General features: G+C 61.9%; 13 protein-coding genes. 10 read left to right on the forward strand and 3 right to left on the reverse strand.

All coding sequences use genetic code 11. The features are described 5' to 3' along the window. Positions 1–385: 385 nt before the first annotated feature. From coxB to ACJRW5_RS16250, 4 genes are read left to right on the forward strand one after another with little or no spacing between them, the layout of a single operon-like run. A complete protein-coding gene (gene coxB, locus ACJRW5_RS16235; RefSeq protein ID WP_484571535.1) occupies positions 386–1,510 on the forward strand; it encodes a cytochrome c oxidase subunit II in 1,125 nt (374 codons plus the stop codon). Positions 1,511–1,514: 4 nt separating this feature from the next. Continuing rightward, positions 1,515–3,098 carry a cytochrome c oxidase subunit I gene (gene ctaD, locus ACJRW5_RS16240; protein WP_484571536.1) on the forward strand — a complete coding sequence of 528 codons (1,584 nt, stop codon included), beginning with the start codon at positions 1,515–1,517 and terminating at the stop codon, positions 3,096–3,098. Positions 3,099–3,108: 10 nt separating this feature from the next. After that, complete coding sequence (locus ACJRW5_RS16245) at positions 3,109–3,660, forward strand: cytochrome c oxidase assembly protein (protein WP_484571537.1); 552 nt, start codon at positions 3,109–3,111, stop codon at positions 3,658–3,660. Between the two features lie 11 nt (positions 3,661–3,671). Beyond that, a complete protein-coding gene (locus ACJRW5_RS16250; protein WP_484571538.1) occupies positions 3,672–4,559 on the forward strand; it encodes a cytochrome c oxidase subunit 3 in 888 nt (295 codons plus the stop codon). A 7-nt stretch (positions 4,560–4,566) separates the two neighbouring features. Here the strand turns inward: ACJRW5_RS16250 and ACJRW5_RS16255 are convergent, their stop codons facing one another. Further along, entirely contained in the window at positions 4,567–4,770 is a 204-nt protein-coding gene (locus tag ACJRW5_RS16255) for a twin transmembrane helix small protein (RefSeq protein ID WP_484571539.1), read from the reverse strand. Between the two features lie 71 nt (positions 4,771–4,841). Here ACJRW5_RS16255 and ACJRW5_RS16260 point away from each other — a divergent pair, with 71 nt between their 5' ends. From ACJRW5_RS16260 to ACJRW5_RS16280, 5 genes are read left to right on the forward strand one after another with little or no spacing between them, the layout of a single operon-like run. After that, complete coding sequence (locus ACJRW5_RS16260; protein WP_484571540.1) at positions 4,842–5,573, forward strand: SURF1 family protein; 732 nt, start codon at positions 4,842–4,844, stop codon at positions 5,571–5,573. Then, on the forward strand, positions 5,548–6,126 hold the full coding sequence (locus ACJRW5_RS16265) for a hypothetical protein (RefSeq protein WP_484571541.1): 579 nt from the start codon (positions 5,548–5,550) through the stop codon (positions 6,124–6,126). The genes ACJRW5_RS16260 and ACJRW5_RS16265 overlap by 26 nt, the downstream gene beginning before the upstream one ends. A 54-nt stretch (positions 6,127–6,180) precedes the next feature. Further along, on the forward strand, positions 6,181–7,236 hold the full coding sequence (locus ACJRW5_RS16270; RefSeq protein WP_484571542.1) for a COX15/CtaA family protein: 1,056 nt from the start codon (positions 6,181–6,183) through the stop codon (positions 7,234–7,236). 18 nt (positions 7,237–7,254) lie between these two features. After that, positions 7,255–8,154: a heme o synthase gene (cyoE, locus tag ACJRW5_RS16275; RefSeq protein ID WP_484571543.1), complete on the forward strand. Its 900-nt coding sequence runs from the start codon at positions 7,255–7,257 to the stop codon at positions 8,152–8,154. Positions 8,155–8,160: 6 nt separating this feature from the next. Further along, the gene (locus ACJRW5_RS16280) at positions 8,161–8,793 is read left to right on the forward strand and encodes an SCO family protein (RefSeq protein WP_484571544.1); all 633 of its coding nucleotides are present in this window, start codon (positions 8,161–8,163) and stop codon (positions 8,791–8,793) included. 170 nt (positions 8,794–8,963) lie between these two features. Here ACJRW5_RS16280 and ACJRW5_RS16285 read toward each other — a convergent pair whose 3' ends face one another. After that, the gene (locus ACJRW5_RS16285; protein ID WP_484571545.1) at positions 8,964–9,914 is read right to left on the reverse strand and encodes a homoserine kinase; all 951 of its coding nucleotides are present in this window, start codon (positions 9,912–9,914) and stop codon (positions 8,964–8,966) included. A 17-nt stretch (positions 9,915–9,931) separates the two neighbouring features. Then, the gene (locus tag ACJRW5_RS16290; RefSeq protein WP_484571546.1) at positions 9,932–10,219 is read right to left on the reverse strand and encodes a DUF2782 domain-containing protein; all 288 of its coding nucleotides are present in this window, start codon (positions 10,217–10,219) and stop codon (positions 9,932–9,934) included. Between the two features lie 272 nt (positions 10,220–10,491). On the opposite strand from ACJRW5_RS16290, the gene polA reads away from it, so the two are divergent. Beyond that, a complete protein-coding gene (gene polA, locus ACJRW5_RS16295) occupies positions 10,492–13,287 on the forward strand; it encodes a DNA polymerase I (protein WP_484571547.1) in 2,796 nt (931 codons plus the stop codon). Positions 13,288–13,663 lie beyond the last annotated feature (376 nt).

The raw sequence follows: 13,663 nt of genomic DNA on the forward strand, positions 1-13,663 counted from the left end.
GGACGTGAACCTTAGCCGGCCGTTTGGCCTGGCTAAGACGCGATTGTCATAACTTTTTAATACTTATGCGAGTCCGCTATATCTACCTGTATCAGAAAAGCTACAACCCGCATTTGCCGTGGCCTCAGGCGCTGGGCATGTGATGTCGCCTGCGGCTTCTCTCGTACGTTGCGGGCTGAAAGTCGCCGTCTATACTCGATTTCGTAAGGCATTACCTGATGGAACCGGACGAGCTCAGGCACGGAAAGGTTTTGACAGCAGTTGCCAGCAGTCAGGAGTGGTCGCTTAAGCAGTGTGTGCTGGCGTCCGGCTCCGTACGGCAGTCGATCCCTTAGCCGCAGGCTCCAGCCGGCGGGATAACAAGAACAATCAAGGGGAACCCGCAATGATGCGACATCCACGAGTCTGGATGGGCCTCCTGCTGTGGCTGGCATTGGGCTCGGCGCACGCCCAGTGGACGGTCAACATGGCGCCCGGTGTCACCGAGGTCAGCCGCTCCGTTTTCGACCTGCACATGACCATTTTCTGGATCTGTGTGGTGATCGGCATCCTGGTATTCGGTGCCATGTTCTGGTCGATGATCATGCACCGCCGCTCCACCGGTCAGGAGCCTGCACACTTTCACGAAAGCACTACCGTCGAGATTCTCTGGACCGTAGTGCCGCTGGCCATTCTCGTGGTCATGGCGATCCCCGCGACCAAGACCCTGATCGATATCTACGACTCTTCCGAATCCGAGCTGGACATTCAGGTCACCGGCTACCAGTGGAAGTGGCATTACAAATACCTGGGCCAGGATGTCGAGTTCTTCAGCAACCTGACTACGCCGCGTGCGCAGATCAACAACCGCGAAGACAAGGGCGAGCACTACCTGCTGGAGGTCGATGAACCTCTGGTGGTGCCGGTGGGCACCAAGGTGCGCTTCCTCATCACCGCTGCCGACGTGATCCATTCCTGGTGGGTGCCGGCGCTGGCGGTGAAGAAGGATGCCATTCCCGGTTTCATCAACGAGTCCTGGACCCGTATCGACGAGCCAGGCATCTATCGCGGCCAGTGCACCGAGCTGTGCGGCAAGGACCACGGCTTCATGCCCGTAGTGGTCGAGGCCAAGTCCAAGGAAGACTTCGCCGTCTGGCTGGCCGAGCGCAAGCAGGCCGCCGCTGCCGAGCGCGAGCTGACCAGCAAGGAGTGGACCATGGAAGAGCTGATGGCGCGCGGCGAGAAGGCCTACAACACCACCTGCGCCGCCTGTCACCAGCCCACCGGTGAAGGTCTGCCGCCGATGTTCCCGGCGCTCAAGGGTTCGGCCATCGCCACCGGGCCTGCCGAAGGTCATATCGACATCGTCTACAACGGCAAACCAGGTACCTCCATGGCTGCCTTCGGCAAGCAGCTGTCGCCAGTCGACCTGGCCGCCATCATCACCTACGAGCGCAATGCCTGGGGCAACAATGTCGGTGACATGGTCACGCCCAAGGACATTCTCGATTTCTCCAAGGCGCAGGAGTAAGGACATGAGTGCAGTGATCGACCACGGTCATACTGACCACCACCATGGCCCGGCCAAGGGTCTGATGCGCTGGGTGCTGACCACCAACCACAAGGACATCGGCACGATGTACCTGTGGTTCAGCTTCTGTGCCTTCCTGCTCGGCGGCTCGATGGCCATGGTCATCCGCGCCGAGCTGTTCCAGCCGGGCCTGCAGATCGTGCAGCCGGAGCTCTTCAACCAGATGACCACCATGCATGGCCTGATCATGGTCTTCGGCGCGGTGATGCCGGCCTTCGTCGGCCTGGCCAACTGGATGATCCCGCTGATGATCGGCGCGCCGGACATGGCCCTGCCGCGGATGAACAACTTCAGCTTCTGGCTGCTGCCGGCGGCCTTCGGCCTGCTGGTCAGTACGCTGTTCATGGAGGGTGGCGGGCCCAACTTCGGCTGGACCTTCTACGCGCCCCTGTCGACCACCTACGCGCCGGAGAGCACCACCTTCTTCATCTTCGCCGTGCACCTGATGGGCATCAGCTCGATCATGGGGGCGATCAACGTCATCGCCACCATCCTCAACCTGCGTGCCCCCGGCATGACCCTGATGAAGATGCCGCTGTTCGTCTGGACCTGGCTGATCACCGCCTTCCTGCTGATCGCGGTGATGCCGGTGCTGGCCGGCGTGGTGACCATGATGCTGATGGACATCCATTTCGGCACCAGCTTCTTCAATGCCGCCGGCGGTGGTGATCCGGTCTTGTTCCAGCATGTGTTCTGGTTCTTCGGCCATCCCGAGGTGTACATCATGATCCTGCCCGCCTTCGGTGCGGTCAGCTCGATCATCCCGGCGTTCGCGCGCAAGCCACTGTTCGGTTACACCTCGATGGTTTACGCCACGGCGGCCATCGCCTTCCTCTCGTTCATCGTCTGGGCGCACCACATGTTCACTGTCGGCATTCCGCTGACTGGCGAGCTGTTCTTCATGTACGCCACGATGCTCATTGCCGTGCCCACCGGGGTGAAGGTGTTCAACTGGGCCAGCACCATGTGGCAGGGCTCGATGACCTTCGAGACGCCGATGCTGTTCTCGGTGGCCTTCGTCATCCTCTTCACCATCGGTGGTTTCTCCGGGCTGATGCTGGCCATCGCCCCGTCGGACTTCCAGTACCACGACACCTACTTCGTGGTCGCTCACTTCCATTACGTGCTGGTGCCGGGGGCGATCTTCGGCATCTTCGCCTCGGCTTACTACTGGCTGCCGAAGTGGACCGGGCACATGTACGACGAAACCCTGGCCAAGCTGCATTTCTGGATGAGTTTCATCGGCATGAACCTGGCGTTCTTCCCGATGCACTTCGTCGGCCTGGCCGGCATGCCGCGGCGCATCCCCGACTACAACCTGATGTTCGCCAACTTCAACATGGTCTCCAGCATCGGCGCCTTCCTGTTCGGGGCCACCCAGTTGCTGTTCCTGTTCATCGTCATCAAGTGCATCCGTGGCGGCAAGCCGGCTCCGGCCAAGCCCTGGGATGGCGCCGAAGGTCTGGAGTGGACGGTGCCCTCGCCGGCGCCTTACCACACCTTCAGTACGCCACCGGAAGTGAAGTAGGAGAGCCGCCGTGAGCGAGGTCATCGCGACGCGTCGTCTGGTTGCCCGTCTGCTGATCGTGGTGGTGGTGATGTTCTGCTTCGGCATCTTCGTCCTGCCGCCCTTCTACGACGCCATGTGCCGTGTGTTCGGTATCAACGGCAAGACCGCCGGGCCTTACCAGGGCGAGCAGGTGATCGATGAGGTGCGCCAGGTGCGTGTGCAGTTCCTCGCCACCAACTCCGCCGAGATGGTCTGGGAGTTCGGGCCCAAGGCGGATGAACTCATGGTTCATCCGGGGGAGACCCGCGACATGCTGTTCGTCGCCTACAACCCCAGCGATCACCCGATGACCGCGCAGGCGATCCCCAGTATCTCGCCTTCGAAGGCGGCGGCCTTCTTCCACAAGACCGAATGTTTCTGCTTCAGCCAGCAGGTGCTGCAGCCCGGCGAGCGCATCGAGATGCCGGTGCGTTTCATCGTTGACCGCGACCTGCCATCAGACGTGAAACACCTGACCCTGAGCTACACCCTGTTCGATATCACCGCGAGCAAACCGCCAGTGGCACAGGCGACTCCATAAGGAGAACAACAATGTCGAGTCACGAAAACTATTACGTACCGGCGCAAAGCAAGTGGCCGATCGTCGCCAGCATCGGTCTGCTGGTGAGCTTCTTCGGCGTGGGTACCTGGTTCAATGATCTGTCGGCGGAGCGCGAGAGTTCCAACGGGCCGCTGATCTTCTTCGTCGGCGGCTTGATTCTGGCCTGGATGCTGTTCGGCTGGTTCGGCAACGTCATCAGGGAGAGCCGCAGCGGCCTGTACAGCGCGCAGATGGACCGCTCGTTCCGCTGGGGCATGAGCTGGTTCATCTTCTCCGAGGTGATGTTCTTCGCTGCCTTCTTCGGCGCGTTGTTCTACATCCGCGCCTGGACAGGCCCGTGGCTCGGCGGGGAGGGCGACAAGGGCATCAGCAACATGCTCTGGGAAGGTTTCGAATACAGCTGGCCCTTGCTACAGAATCCTGACTCCAAGCTGTTTCCGCCACCCAGCGGGGTCATCGATCCCTGGCATCTGCCACTGGTCAATACCCTTCTGCTGGTTTCCTCCAGCGTTACCGTGACGCTCGCCCACCACGCACTGAAGAAGAACCATCGGGGGCCGCTCAAGGCGTGGTTGGCTGCGACCATCGTGCTGGGCCTGGCCTTTCTGTTCTTTCAGGTCGAGGAGTACATCGAAGCCTATACCGAGCTGGGCCTGACCTTGGGTTCCGGTATCTACGGCGCGACCTTCTTCATGCTCACGGGCTTTCACGGAGCGCACGTCACGCTCGGCACCATCATTCTGATCGTCATGCTGGTGCGCATTGTGCGTGGGCATTTCAACGCGGATCAGCACTTCGGTTTCGAGGCAGCATCCTGGTACTGGCACTTCGTCGATGTGGTCTGGCTCGGCCTGTTCATCTTCGTTTACGTGCTTTAGCAGCGCCTCACCAGGTGACGTGAGAGACCAGTTGCCCTGAGTAGAAGCCCCAGGCGATCAGGGCGACGGTAATGGCGGTCAGGCCGACGCGTACAGTCAGCGCGCCGAGCACACGGGAACCATGGCCCTCGTCCTTGACCAGGAAGAACAGGCCGCTGAACAGGCTGGTGAGCGTGGCCAGCAGCATGAGGATGATCGCGGCCTTGAGCATGCGAGACTCCGGGGGATTCGAGTGATGCAATGCAGTATAGCCAGCAACCCCAATCGCAACGGCTGGACGCAATGAGCGCCTTCCGCCCCGGTTGGCTGCCTAGCGTGCTGGTCGTCCTGCTGCTGCCGGGCCTGGTCTGGCTGGGCTTCTGGCAGTTACAGCGCGGCGATGAGAAGCGCCAACTGCTGGCCAGCTTCGAGGCGCGGCGCCAGGCCGAGCCGGTCAGCCTCGAGCAGCTCGAACCCATGGGTGATCTGGCTTACCGCCGCGTCCAGCTGCGCGGGCACTTCGACGATGAACACAGTCTTCTACTCGATAGCCGCGTCCGCGATGGCCACGCTGGTGTCGAGTTGCTGCAACCCTTCTATGACCAGCCCAGCGGCCTCTGGGTATTGCTCAATCGTGGCTGGCTACCCTGGCCGGATCGGCGTACTCCCCCACGCTTCGACACCCCCGACGGTGTACTGCAGCTCAGCGCCTGGATCTATGTGGCGCCCTCCGCTGGCCTGATGCTGCGATCCGGTGCGCAGTCCGCAGGTTGGCCCCGGCTGATCACTCAGGTCGAGGCCGAGCGTCTTTGGCGAGAGTTGGGCCGTGGCGGGTTGCCCTTCGAGACGCGCCTGGAACCGGGCGTCGCCAGCTACCGCGTCGACTGGCCGATCGTGTCCATGAGCCCAAGCAAGCACCTGGGCTACGCGGTGCAATGGTTTGCACTCGCCGCAGCTTTGCTCGGCCTGTTCATCTACCTCGGAATCCACAATGCACGGGAGGGACGTCATGAACCCAGCCATCGCCATGCCTGAGGCTCCGCGCAAGGGCCGCGGCCGTCTTCAGCTGTTGTTGATATTGGCCATCGTCATCGGCCCGATGCTGCTAGCCAGCGCCATGTACAAGTGGCGCTTCTGGGTGCCGGAGACGCGCAGCTATCACGGCGTGCTGATCGGTGATGGCGCTTCCCTGACCGATCTCGGCGTGCAGGGCGATGTGGAGCCACTGTGGCAGATCCTGGTGACGGCTCCAGGGCCCTGTGAGGCCGACTGCCAGCAATTGGTCTATCTGGCGCGACAGATCCAGATCGGCCTCAACCGTGAAACGGCCAGAGCCAGTCATGGACTGGCAGTGGCCGAGCCGCTGGCGGCGGAGTACGACGCCAGACTCCGGCGCGAGTATCCGCGCCTCGGGCATTACCAGCTGGATCTTCAGGCCTACGGCAAAACGGCCGGGGCTGCCGACGGTGCACAGCTCTGGTTGGTCGATCCGCACGGCAATCTGGTGTTGCGATACCCCGCAGGCAGTGATGGCAAGGCCATCCTCGATGATTTGCGCTACCTGCTGAAAATTTCCCTGATCGGTTGATGCTCCGCCCTGTCCATAACGACAGGGCACCTTGCCCGCGCTCAAGGAGTCGATATGCACAAGCCCGGTTATCGTCTTGCATTGTTCGCCACCCTGCTGACCGTCGTGGTGGTACTGCTAGGCGCCTACACCCGCCTCACCCATGCCGGCCTGGGTTGTCCGGACTGGCCCGGTTGCTATGGGTTTCTCGGTGTGCCGATGAGCGAGCATAAGCAGGCCATCGCCGAGGCTCGCTTCCCCGCAGCGCCGCTTGAGGTCGCCAAGGGCTGGTACGAGATGATTCATCGCTATTTCGCCGGTTCTCTGGGGCTGGTGGTGCTGGCCATTGCGGCGCAGGCCGTACGCCGCCGTGCAGATCCGGCGCAACCGCTCAGGCTGCCATTGGCCATTCTGGCGTTGGTGATCCTGCAGGGCGCGTTCGGCATGTGGACGGTGACCTTGCAGCTCTGGCCGCAGGTGGTCACCGCCCATCTGCTCGGCGGCTTCGCTACCCTGAGCCTGCTGACGCTCCTGACGTTGCGTTTGTCCGGGCGCTTCGCGCCTCTGCAGCTTCCGACAAACTTGCGCGTGCTGGCGGCGGCCTGTCTGTTGCTGGTGATCGGGCAGATCACCCTCGGCGGCTGGGTCAGTTCCAATTACGCGGCCGTTGCCTGCGTCGACCTGCCGACCTGTCACGGCGAGTGGTGGCCGGCGATGGATTTCGGCAAGGGCTTTCATCTCACCCAGCACATCGGCCCCAACTATCTGGGCGGCCAGCTCGACAGCGATGCACGCACCGCCATCCATATGAGCCATCGCCTTGGCGCGTTACTGGTCACCCTGGCGTTGCTGGTCCTGGCGTGGCGCCTGCATCGGGCTGGCCTGTCGCGTCTGGCCAAGCTGATGCTGGCAGCCCTGGCGCTGCAGGTCGGCCTGGGCATCAGCAACGTGATCTTCCATCTGCCGCTGCTGGTGGCGGTGGCACATAACGCCGGCGGCGCTGCGCTGCTGCTGAGCATGGTGCTGATCAACTATCGCCTGCGCAGTCCGGCCCATCTTCATGGGCGGGTTGGCAGCTCCGTCACCCGCCGGCAGACGCTCAGCAAGCTGGCGCCTGCCCTCGGCAAATAGCAATTAAAGGAGAAGACCATGCCTGGTGTGCTAAGCGCTCGATCGGCTCCCGCAAGCTGGCGCGACTATCTCGAATTGACCAAACCACGCGTGGTGATGCTGATGCTCATCACCTCGCTGGTCGGCATGTTTCTCGCCACCCGCGCTGGTGTGCCGTGGACGGTGCTGCTGTTCGGCAACCTCGGTATCGGTTTGTGCGCCGGTGCGGCGGCGGCAGTCAACCACGTGGTGGATCGGCGCATCGATTCGATCATGGCGCGCACGCACAAGCGCCCGGTCACGGCCGGACGCGTTTCGCCGGTCGCCGCGTTGAGCTTCGCCTTGCTGCTCGCGATTGCCGGCATGAGTCTGTTGCTGGTCTTTACCAACCAGCTGGCGGCCTGGCTGACGCTGGCCTCGCTGCTGGGGTATGCGGTGATCTATACCGGCTTCCTCAAGCGCGCCACGCCACAGAACATCGTCATTGGTGGCCTGGCCGGTGCTGCGCCGCCGCTGTTGGGCTGGGTCGCCGTCACTGGCCACCTGAGCGCCGAACCGTTACTGCTGGTGCTGATCATCTTCGCCTGGACGCCGCCGCACTTCTGGGCACTGGCCATTCATCGCAAGGCCGAGTACGCCAAGGCCGATGTGCCGATGTTGCCGGTGACCCATGGCGAGCATTACACCAAGGTGCATATCCTTCTTTACACCCTGGCGATGTTTGCCGTGACCCTGCTGCCCTATGCCATCCACATGAGCGGGCCGCTCTATCTGGTCTGCGCGCTGCTTCTCGGTGGGCGCTTCCTGCACTGGGCCTGGGTGCTGTACCGTGACAGCAAGCCACATGCCGCGATAAACACCTTCAAGTACAGTATCTGGTACCTGTTTCTGCTGTTCATCGCTTTGTTGGCGGATCACTACCTGCTGTTGAATATCTGAGGCCCCATGACCCGTACCCAGACCACCGTTTTCGTTCTTGTTGCCATCGTCGCCCTGGTATTGGGGCTCACCGTGAACAAGGTGCTCAGCAACAAGGGACAGGGTGATCCAGCGGCGTTGCTCGATGCCGGTATCGTGCTGTTGCCCCAGCACCGTAGCCTGCCGGCACTGACCCTGACCAACCAGGACGGCGAGTCGGTTGCGGTCGACCAGCTCAAGAGGGATTGGTCCCTGTTGTTCTTCGGCTACACCTTCTGCCCGGATATCTGCCCAGCCACCCTGGCCCAGTTGCGTCAACTGCAGGAGCAATTGCCCGAGGAAACCCGTGCGCGATTGCAGGTGGTGATGGTCAGCGTCGACCCGCACCGCGATACGCCGGAGCAGTTGAGTAAATACCTGGGCTACTTCGATGCGGGCTTCAAGGGCCTGACCGGAAAAGAGGAGACGCTGCAGAAGTTCGCCAATTCGGTAAGCATTCCCTACATTCCTGCCGATACCAGCAAGGAAAACTACACCGTCGATCACAGCGGCAATCTGGTGATCATCGGTCCTGACGGGACCCAGCGTGGCTTCATCCGCGCCCCGATCAACAACGCCAAGCTGGCGGCGCAACTGCCTGGACTGGTTTCGGGTAGCTGATCGGCTGGGGTGCGTCTGCGAACCACCACCTTCAGGGCTGCATGGCACAGAGTTTCCCGGATTTCATCCGGGCTACGGCCCTGAGTTTGGGCTTGTAGGGTGCGCCGCGCGCACCGGCGTGTGCTCAAAGGCATTGGTGCGCATGGCGCACCCTACGGGGCTGGACCTGACTACAGTGCGAACGGCAGCGGCAGATCGACCCGCTGACGCTGCGCCAGTCGGCGCTGGAACTCGCCCGGGTCATGGATCAGCACTTCCTGCCCGGCAAAGGACTCGGCGGCAATCAGCCGTGACAGCCAGAAACGCACGCATGCCACGCGCAGCATGGCCGGCCACAGCTCGGCCTCGGCAGCCGTGAACGGCCGCAGCGCCGCGTAGGCACCCAACAGCGCGCGGGCACGGGCGCCGTCGAGGCTGCCATCCTCGTGCGAGCACCAGTCGTTCAGGGTAATGGCCAGATCGTAGAGCATCGGCCCAGAGCAGGCGTTGTAGAAGTCGATCACCCCGGCCAGATGATTGCCGTCGAACAATACGTTGTCGCGGAACAGGTCGGCATGCAGATTGGCCCGCGGCAAGGCAAGAATGCGCGCCTTCAGTTCGGCGATCTCCTGCAACGCATCGCGCAGCAGAGGCGTTGCCGCGTCGTCGAGCTTCAATGCCTGGCTTGGACCCTCGGTGAGCATCCAGTCCAGACCGCGGTCGCTACGGCGCTCGATAGGAGCCTCGCGGGTGGCCAGATGAATGCGCGCCAGCAGGCTGCCGACTTCCTGGCAGTGATGGGCGTTGGTTTCGCGTACATGCTTGCCGGAAAGCCTCGGCTGTAGCAGCGCCGGCTTCTGGGCCAGGCTACGCAGCGCCTGATCATCCTGCGTACGCAGGGCGTAGGGCACAGGCAGGCCGGCATCGTGGAGCACGTCGAGCAGCTCGATGAAGAACGGCATTTCGTCCACCGGGCCACGCTCGACCAGGGTCAGGACGAACTCGCCCTGCTCCAGGCTGATGAAGTAGTTGGTGTTTTCGCTACCGGCGGCGATGCCTTCGAAGGCCTTCAGCCGGCCCAGCCCGTAGGGCGCCAGGAAAACTTCGAGCTCTTGACGCTCCAGAGGGGTGAATACCGACATATCTGACCTTAATTGCCTTACCAGCTAAAAATTTCCCAGGAGGGAATCAACATGTCCGGATCGTCCGAACGGATGAAGTTGCCGTCGCTGCCGTCGGCACGTACGAGAAAGTAGGGTTTGCCATTCTTCGGAATGACCTTGATGGCATAGAGAAAGCCATTGACCCGGTATTCCTGGATGGTGCGGTCGCCGTCCTGGCGGATGGTTACGTCGGGATCACCGGAAACCGGATCCTCAGCGTGAGCAGCAGCGAACGGAAGGCAAGCCAGCAGACCGACCAGTACCAGGCGATTCAATGTACCCATGATAACCTTGCTCCTTATTATTCACCGATGCAGCCATTCTAACAGGCCGCTGAAAAACTACCTGCGTTGCCATTGCTGCGTTAAAAACAGGCTCGGAATGCTCATTTACAGCTCGTAAACTCCGCTTCCTCGCCTATTTGATTCGCTGGCGCTCACCCTTCGGGCCAGCCTTTGGCTGTTACTCCCGTTGGTCGTTGCGCATTGCACTGGCTGCCTCGCCCACGTTTTTCAACTGTCTGTTACTGCACCTGCCGAAAAGGTTGATCTCACGCATGAGCCAAGCTCCCCTCGTTCTGGTCGACGGTTCCTCGTACCTGTACCGCGCCTTTCACGCCCTGCCGCCGCTGACCACTTCCAAAGGCATGCCTACTGGAGCGGTCAAGGGCGTGTTGAACATGCTCAAGAGCTTGCGCAAGCAATACCCGAACAGCCCGTTCGCAGTAGTCTTCGACGCCAAAGGCGGCACATTCCGTGATGAGTTGTTCGCCGAGTACAAGGCCAACCGCCCTTCCATGCCGGACGAACTGCGGGTGCAGGTCGAGCCGCTGCATGCCAGTGTGCGTGCCCTCGGTCTGCCGCTGCTGTGCGTCGAAGGCGTCGAAGCCGACGACGTGATCGGCACCCTGGCCCGCCAGGCGGCCGGGGAAAAGCGCGATGTGGTGATTTCTACCGGCGACAAGGACATGGCACAGCTGGTCTGTCCTCACGTTACGCTGGTCAACACCATGACCGGAAGCGTCTACGACGCTGATGGCGTAAAGGAGAAATTCGGTGTCGGCCCTGAGCTGATCATCGACTACCTTGCGCTGATGGGGGACAAGGTGGACAACATCCCCGGCGTGCCGGGCGTCGGCGAGAAAACCGCCCTCGGCCTGCTGGTAGGCATCGGTGGTGGCCTGGATGTGCTCTACGCCAACCTCGACAAGGTTCCCGAACTGCCGATTCGCGGCGCCAAGAGCCTGCCGGCCAAGCTCGAGGAACACCGCGAGATGGCCTACCTGTCCTATCAGCTGGCTACCATCAAGACCGACGTACCGCTGAATATCGCCATCGATGATCTGCACCCGGGCGAGCCGGATCAGGCTGCGTTGGTCGAGCTGTATGGCCTGCTGGAGTTCAAGAACTGGCTGGATGAGCTGTTGCGCCAGAACAAGAGCCTGGCGGCCAAGGCAGCAGCGCCAGCCGGCGACCTGTTCGCCGAGCCTGCTGGCGAAACCACTGAGGAAGCTGCCGAGCCAGCGCCAGCTAGCGTCGGCGACTACCAGTTGGTGCTTGAGCAGGCGCAATTCGATGCCTGGCTGAAGAAACTGGAGCAGGCCGAGCTGATCGCCTTCGACAGCGAAACCACCAGCGTCGATGCCCAGCAGGCGCAGCTGGTTGGCCTGTCCTTCGCGGTCAAGGCTGGTGAGGCGGCCTACGTGCCGCTGGCGCACAGCTATATGGGTGTGCCGCAACAGCTCGACCGTGATGCAGTGCTCAAGGCGCTCAAGCCGCTGCTGGAAGACCCAACCAAGGCCAAGGTCGGCCAGCACGCCAAGTACGACATCAATGTCCTGGCCAATGCCAGCACGCCGATCGCCGTGCAGGGTGTGGCCTTCGACACCATGCTCGAATCCTATGTGCTGGATTCCACCGCCACTCGCCACGATATGGACAGCCTGGCGCTGAAGTACCTGAATCACAGCACCATTCGCTTCGAGGACATCGCCGGCAAGGGCGCCAAGCAGCTGACCTTCGACCAGATCCCGCTGGAGCAGGCCGGGCCCTATGCCGCCGAGGACGCCGACGTGACCCTGCGCCTGCATCAGGAACTGTGGGGCCGGCTCGAAGCCGTGCCATCACTGGCCAAGGTGCTGCGCGAGATCGAGATTCCGCTGGTGCCGGTGCTGGCGCGTATCGAGCGCAACGGCGCGTTGGTCGATGCCAAGCTGCTCGGCCAGCAAAGCGTCGAGCTGGGCGACAAGCTGGTGGAACTGGAGCGCAAGGCCTTCGAGATCGCCGGTGAGGCGTTCAATCTGGCGTCGCCCAAGCAGCTCGGCGTGATCCTCTACGAGAAACTCGGTTACCCGGTGATCAGCAAGACCGCCAAGGGCCAGCCTTCCACCGCCGAAGCGGTGCTGGCCGAACTGGCCGAGCAGAACTTCGAGCTGCCCAAGGTGCTGATGCAGTACCGCAGCCTGAGCAAGCTCAAGAGCACCTACACCGACCGGCTGCCGGAGCAGATCAACCCGCGTACCGGGCGCATCCACACCAGCTATCACCAAGCAGTGGCGGCGACCGGTCGTCTGTCGTCGAGTGATCCGAACCTGCAGAACATCCCGATTCGCACCACCGAAGGCCGGCGTATCCGCCAGGCCTTCGTGGCACCCAAGGGCTACCGGACGATGGCTGCGGACTACTCGCAGATCGAGCTGCGCATCATGGCCCACCTGGCCAAGGATGAAGGCCTGCTGGATGCCTTCCGTCATGATCTGGATGTACACAAGGCCACCGCTGCTGAGGTGTTCGGCGTGGCGCTGGAAGAGGTCACCAGCGATCAGCGGCGCAAGGCCAAGGCCATCAACTTCGGCCTGATCTATGGCATGAGCGCCTTCGGCCTGGCCAAGCAGATCGACGTCGAACGCAAGGAGGCCCAGGCCTATATCGACCGCTACTTCGCCCGCTATCCCGGCGTCCTGAGTTATATGGAACGTACGCGCGCACAGGCTGCCGAGCAGGGTTATGTGGAAACCGTGTTTGGCCGACGCCTGTACCTGCCGGAAATCCACGCGCAGAACCAGGCCATGCGCAAGGGCGCCGAGCGCGCGGCGATCAACGCGCCCATGCAGGGCACCGCCGCGGACATCATCAAGCGCGCGATGATCAAAGTGGACAGCTGGCTGCAGCAGAGCGGCGTGGATGCACGGATCATCATGCAGGTACATGACGAACTGGTGCTGGAGGTACGCGAGGACCTGGTGGACGAGGTCAGTGCCAAGCTCAAGGAGCTGATGGGCGGCGCAGCCGATCTGGATGTACCGCTACTGGTCGAAGTGGGCGTCGGCGCCAACTGGGATGAGGCGCACTGATACTCGATGCCGCGGTGCAAAGCCGCGGCTGCTCTGGCTTTGGGGTTTCAGGGAATCAAAAAGCGTTTTCTTATGGCAAATGGTTTTTAACAAGGCGATGAACTTTCCTTGAGGCCGCCCAGTCAGAGATCGTGAATGGCCGTTAAGCCTTTCAATGCTCCTTTGTTGTGTTAAGTGTTGGCAGACATCTGAACCCCGCCCTAGCGGTTCAGACCTTGAACCCCGAACTTCTCCCTCCCCATATGAAGCTCGGGGTTTTTTTTGCCTGTAGAAAAGTGCCGCGTGCGGCATTCTGATGACCCTCTCCCGCTTACGTGAGGTGACTGTATGGATGCAGGAGGTAGGGCGACGCAGGATGCCAAAGCCGAGGGTGCCC

This window comes from Pseudomonas pichavaramensis (assembly GCF_050473265.1).
Lineage (GTDB): Bacteria > Pseudomonadota > Gammaproteobacteria > Pseudomonadales > Pseudomonadaceae > Aquipseudomonas.

Excerpts from the sequence above, each read along its gene's own strand:
- ACJRW5_RS16250 (WP_484571538.1), top strand. The coding sequence starts at position 3,672 with ATGTCGAGTCACGAAAACTATTACGTACCGGCGCAAAGCAAGTGGCCG.
- coxB (WP_484571535.1), top strand. The coding sequence starts at position 386 with ATGATGCGACATCCACGAGTCTGGATGGGCCTCCTGCTGTGGCTGGCA.
- polA (WP_484571547.1), top strand. The coding sequence starts at position 10,492 with ATGAGCCAAGCTCCCCTCGTTCTGGTCGACGGTTCCTCGTACCTGTAC.
- ACJRW5_RS16285 (WP_484571545.1), bottom strand. The coding sequence starts at position 9,914 with ATGTCGGTATTCACCCCTCTGGAGCGTCAAGAGCTCGAAGTTTTCCTG.
- ACJRW5_RS16270 (WP_484571542.1), top strand. The coding sequence starts at position 6,181 with ATGCACAAGCCCGGTTATCGTCTTGCATTGTTCGCCACCCTGCTGACC.
- ACJRW5_RS16260 (WP_484571540.1), top strand. The coding sequence starts at position 4,842 with ATGAGCGCCTTCCGCCCCGGTTGGCTGCCTAGCGTGCTGGTCGTCCTG.
- ACJRW5_RS16290 (WP_484571546.1), bottom strand. The coding sequence starts at position 10,219 with ATGGGTACATTGAATCGCCTGGTACTGGTCGGTCTGCTGGCTTGCCTT.
- ACJRW5_RS16265 (WP_484571541.1), top strand. The coding sequence starts at position 5,548 with ATGAACCCAGCCATCGCCATGCCTGAGGCTCCGCGCAAGGGCCGCGGC.
- ctaD (WP_484571536.1), top strand. The coding sequence starts at position 1,515 with ATGAGTGCAGTGATCGACCACGGTCATACTGACCACCACCATGGCCCG.
- ACJRW5_RS16255 (WP_484571539.1), bottom strand. The coding sequence starts at position 4,770 with ATGCTCAAGGCCGCGATCATCCTCATGCTGCTGGCCACGCTCACCAGC.
- cyoE (WP_484571543.1), top strand. The coding sequence starts at position 7,255 with ATGCCTGGTGTGCTAAGCGCTCGATCGGCTCCCGCAAGCTGGCGCGAC.
- ACJRW5_RS16280 (WP_484571544.1), top strand. The coding sequence starts at position 8,161 with ATGACCCGTACCCAGACCACCGTTTTCGTTCTTGTTGCCATCGTCGCC.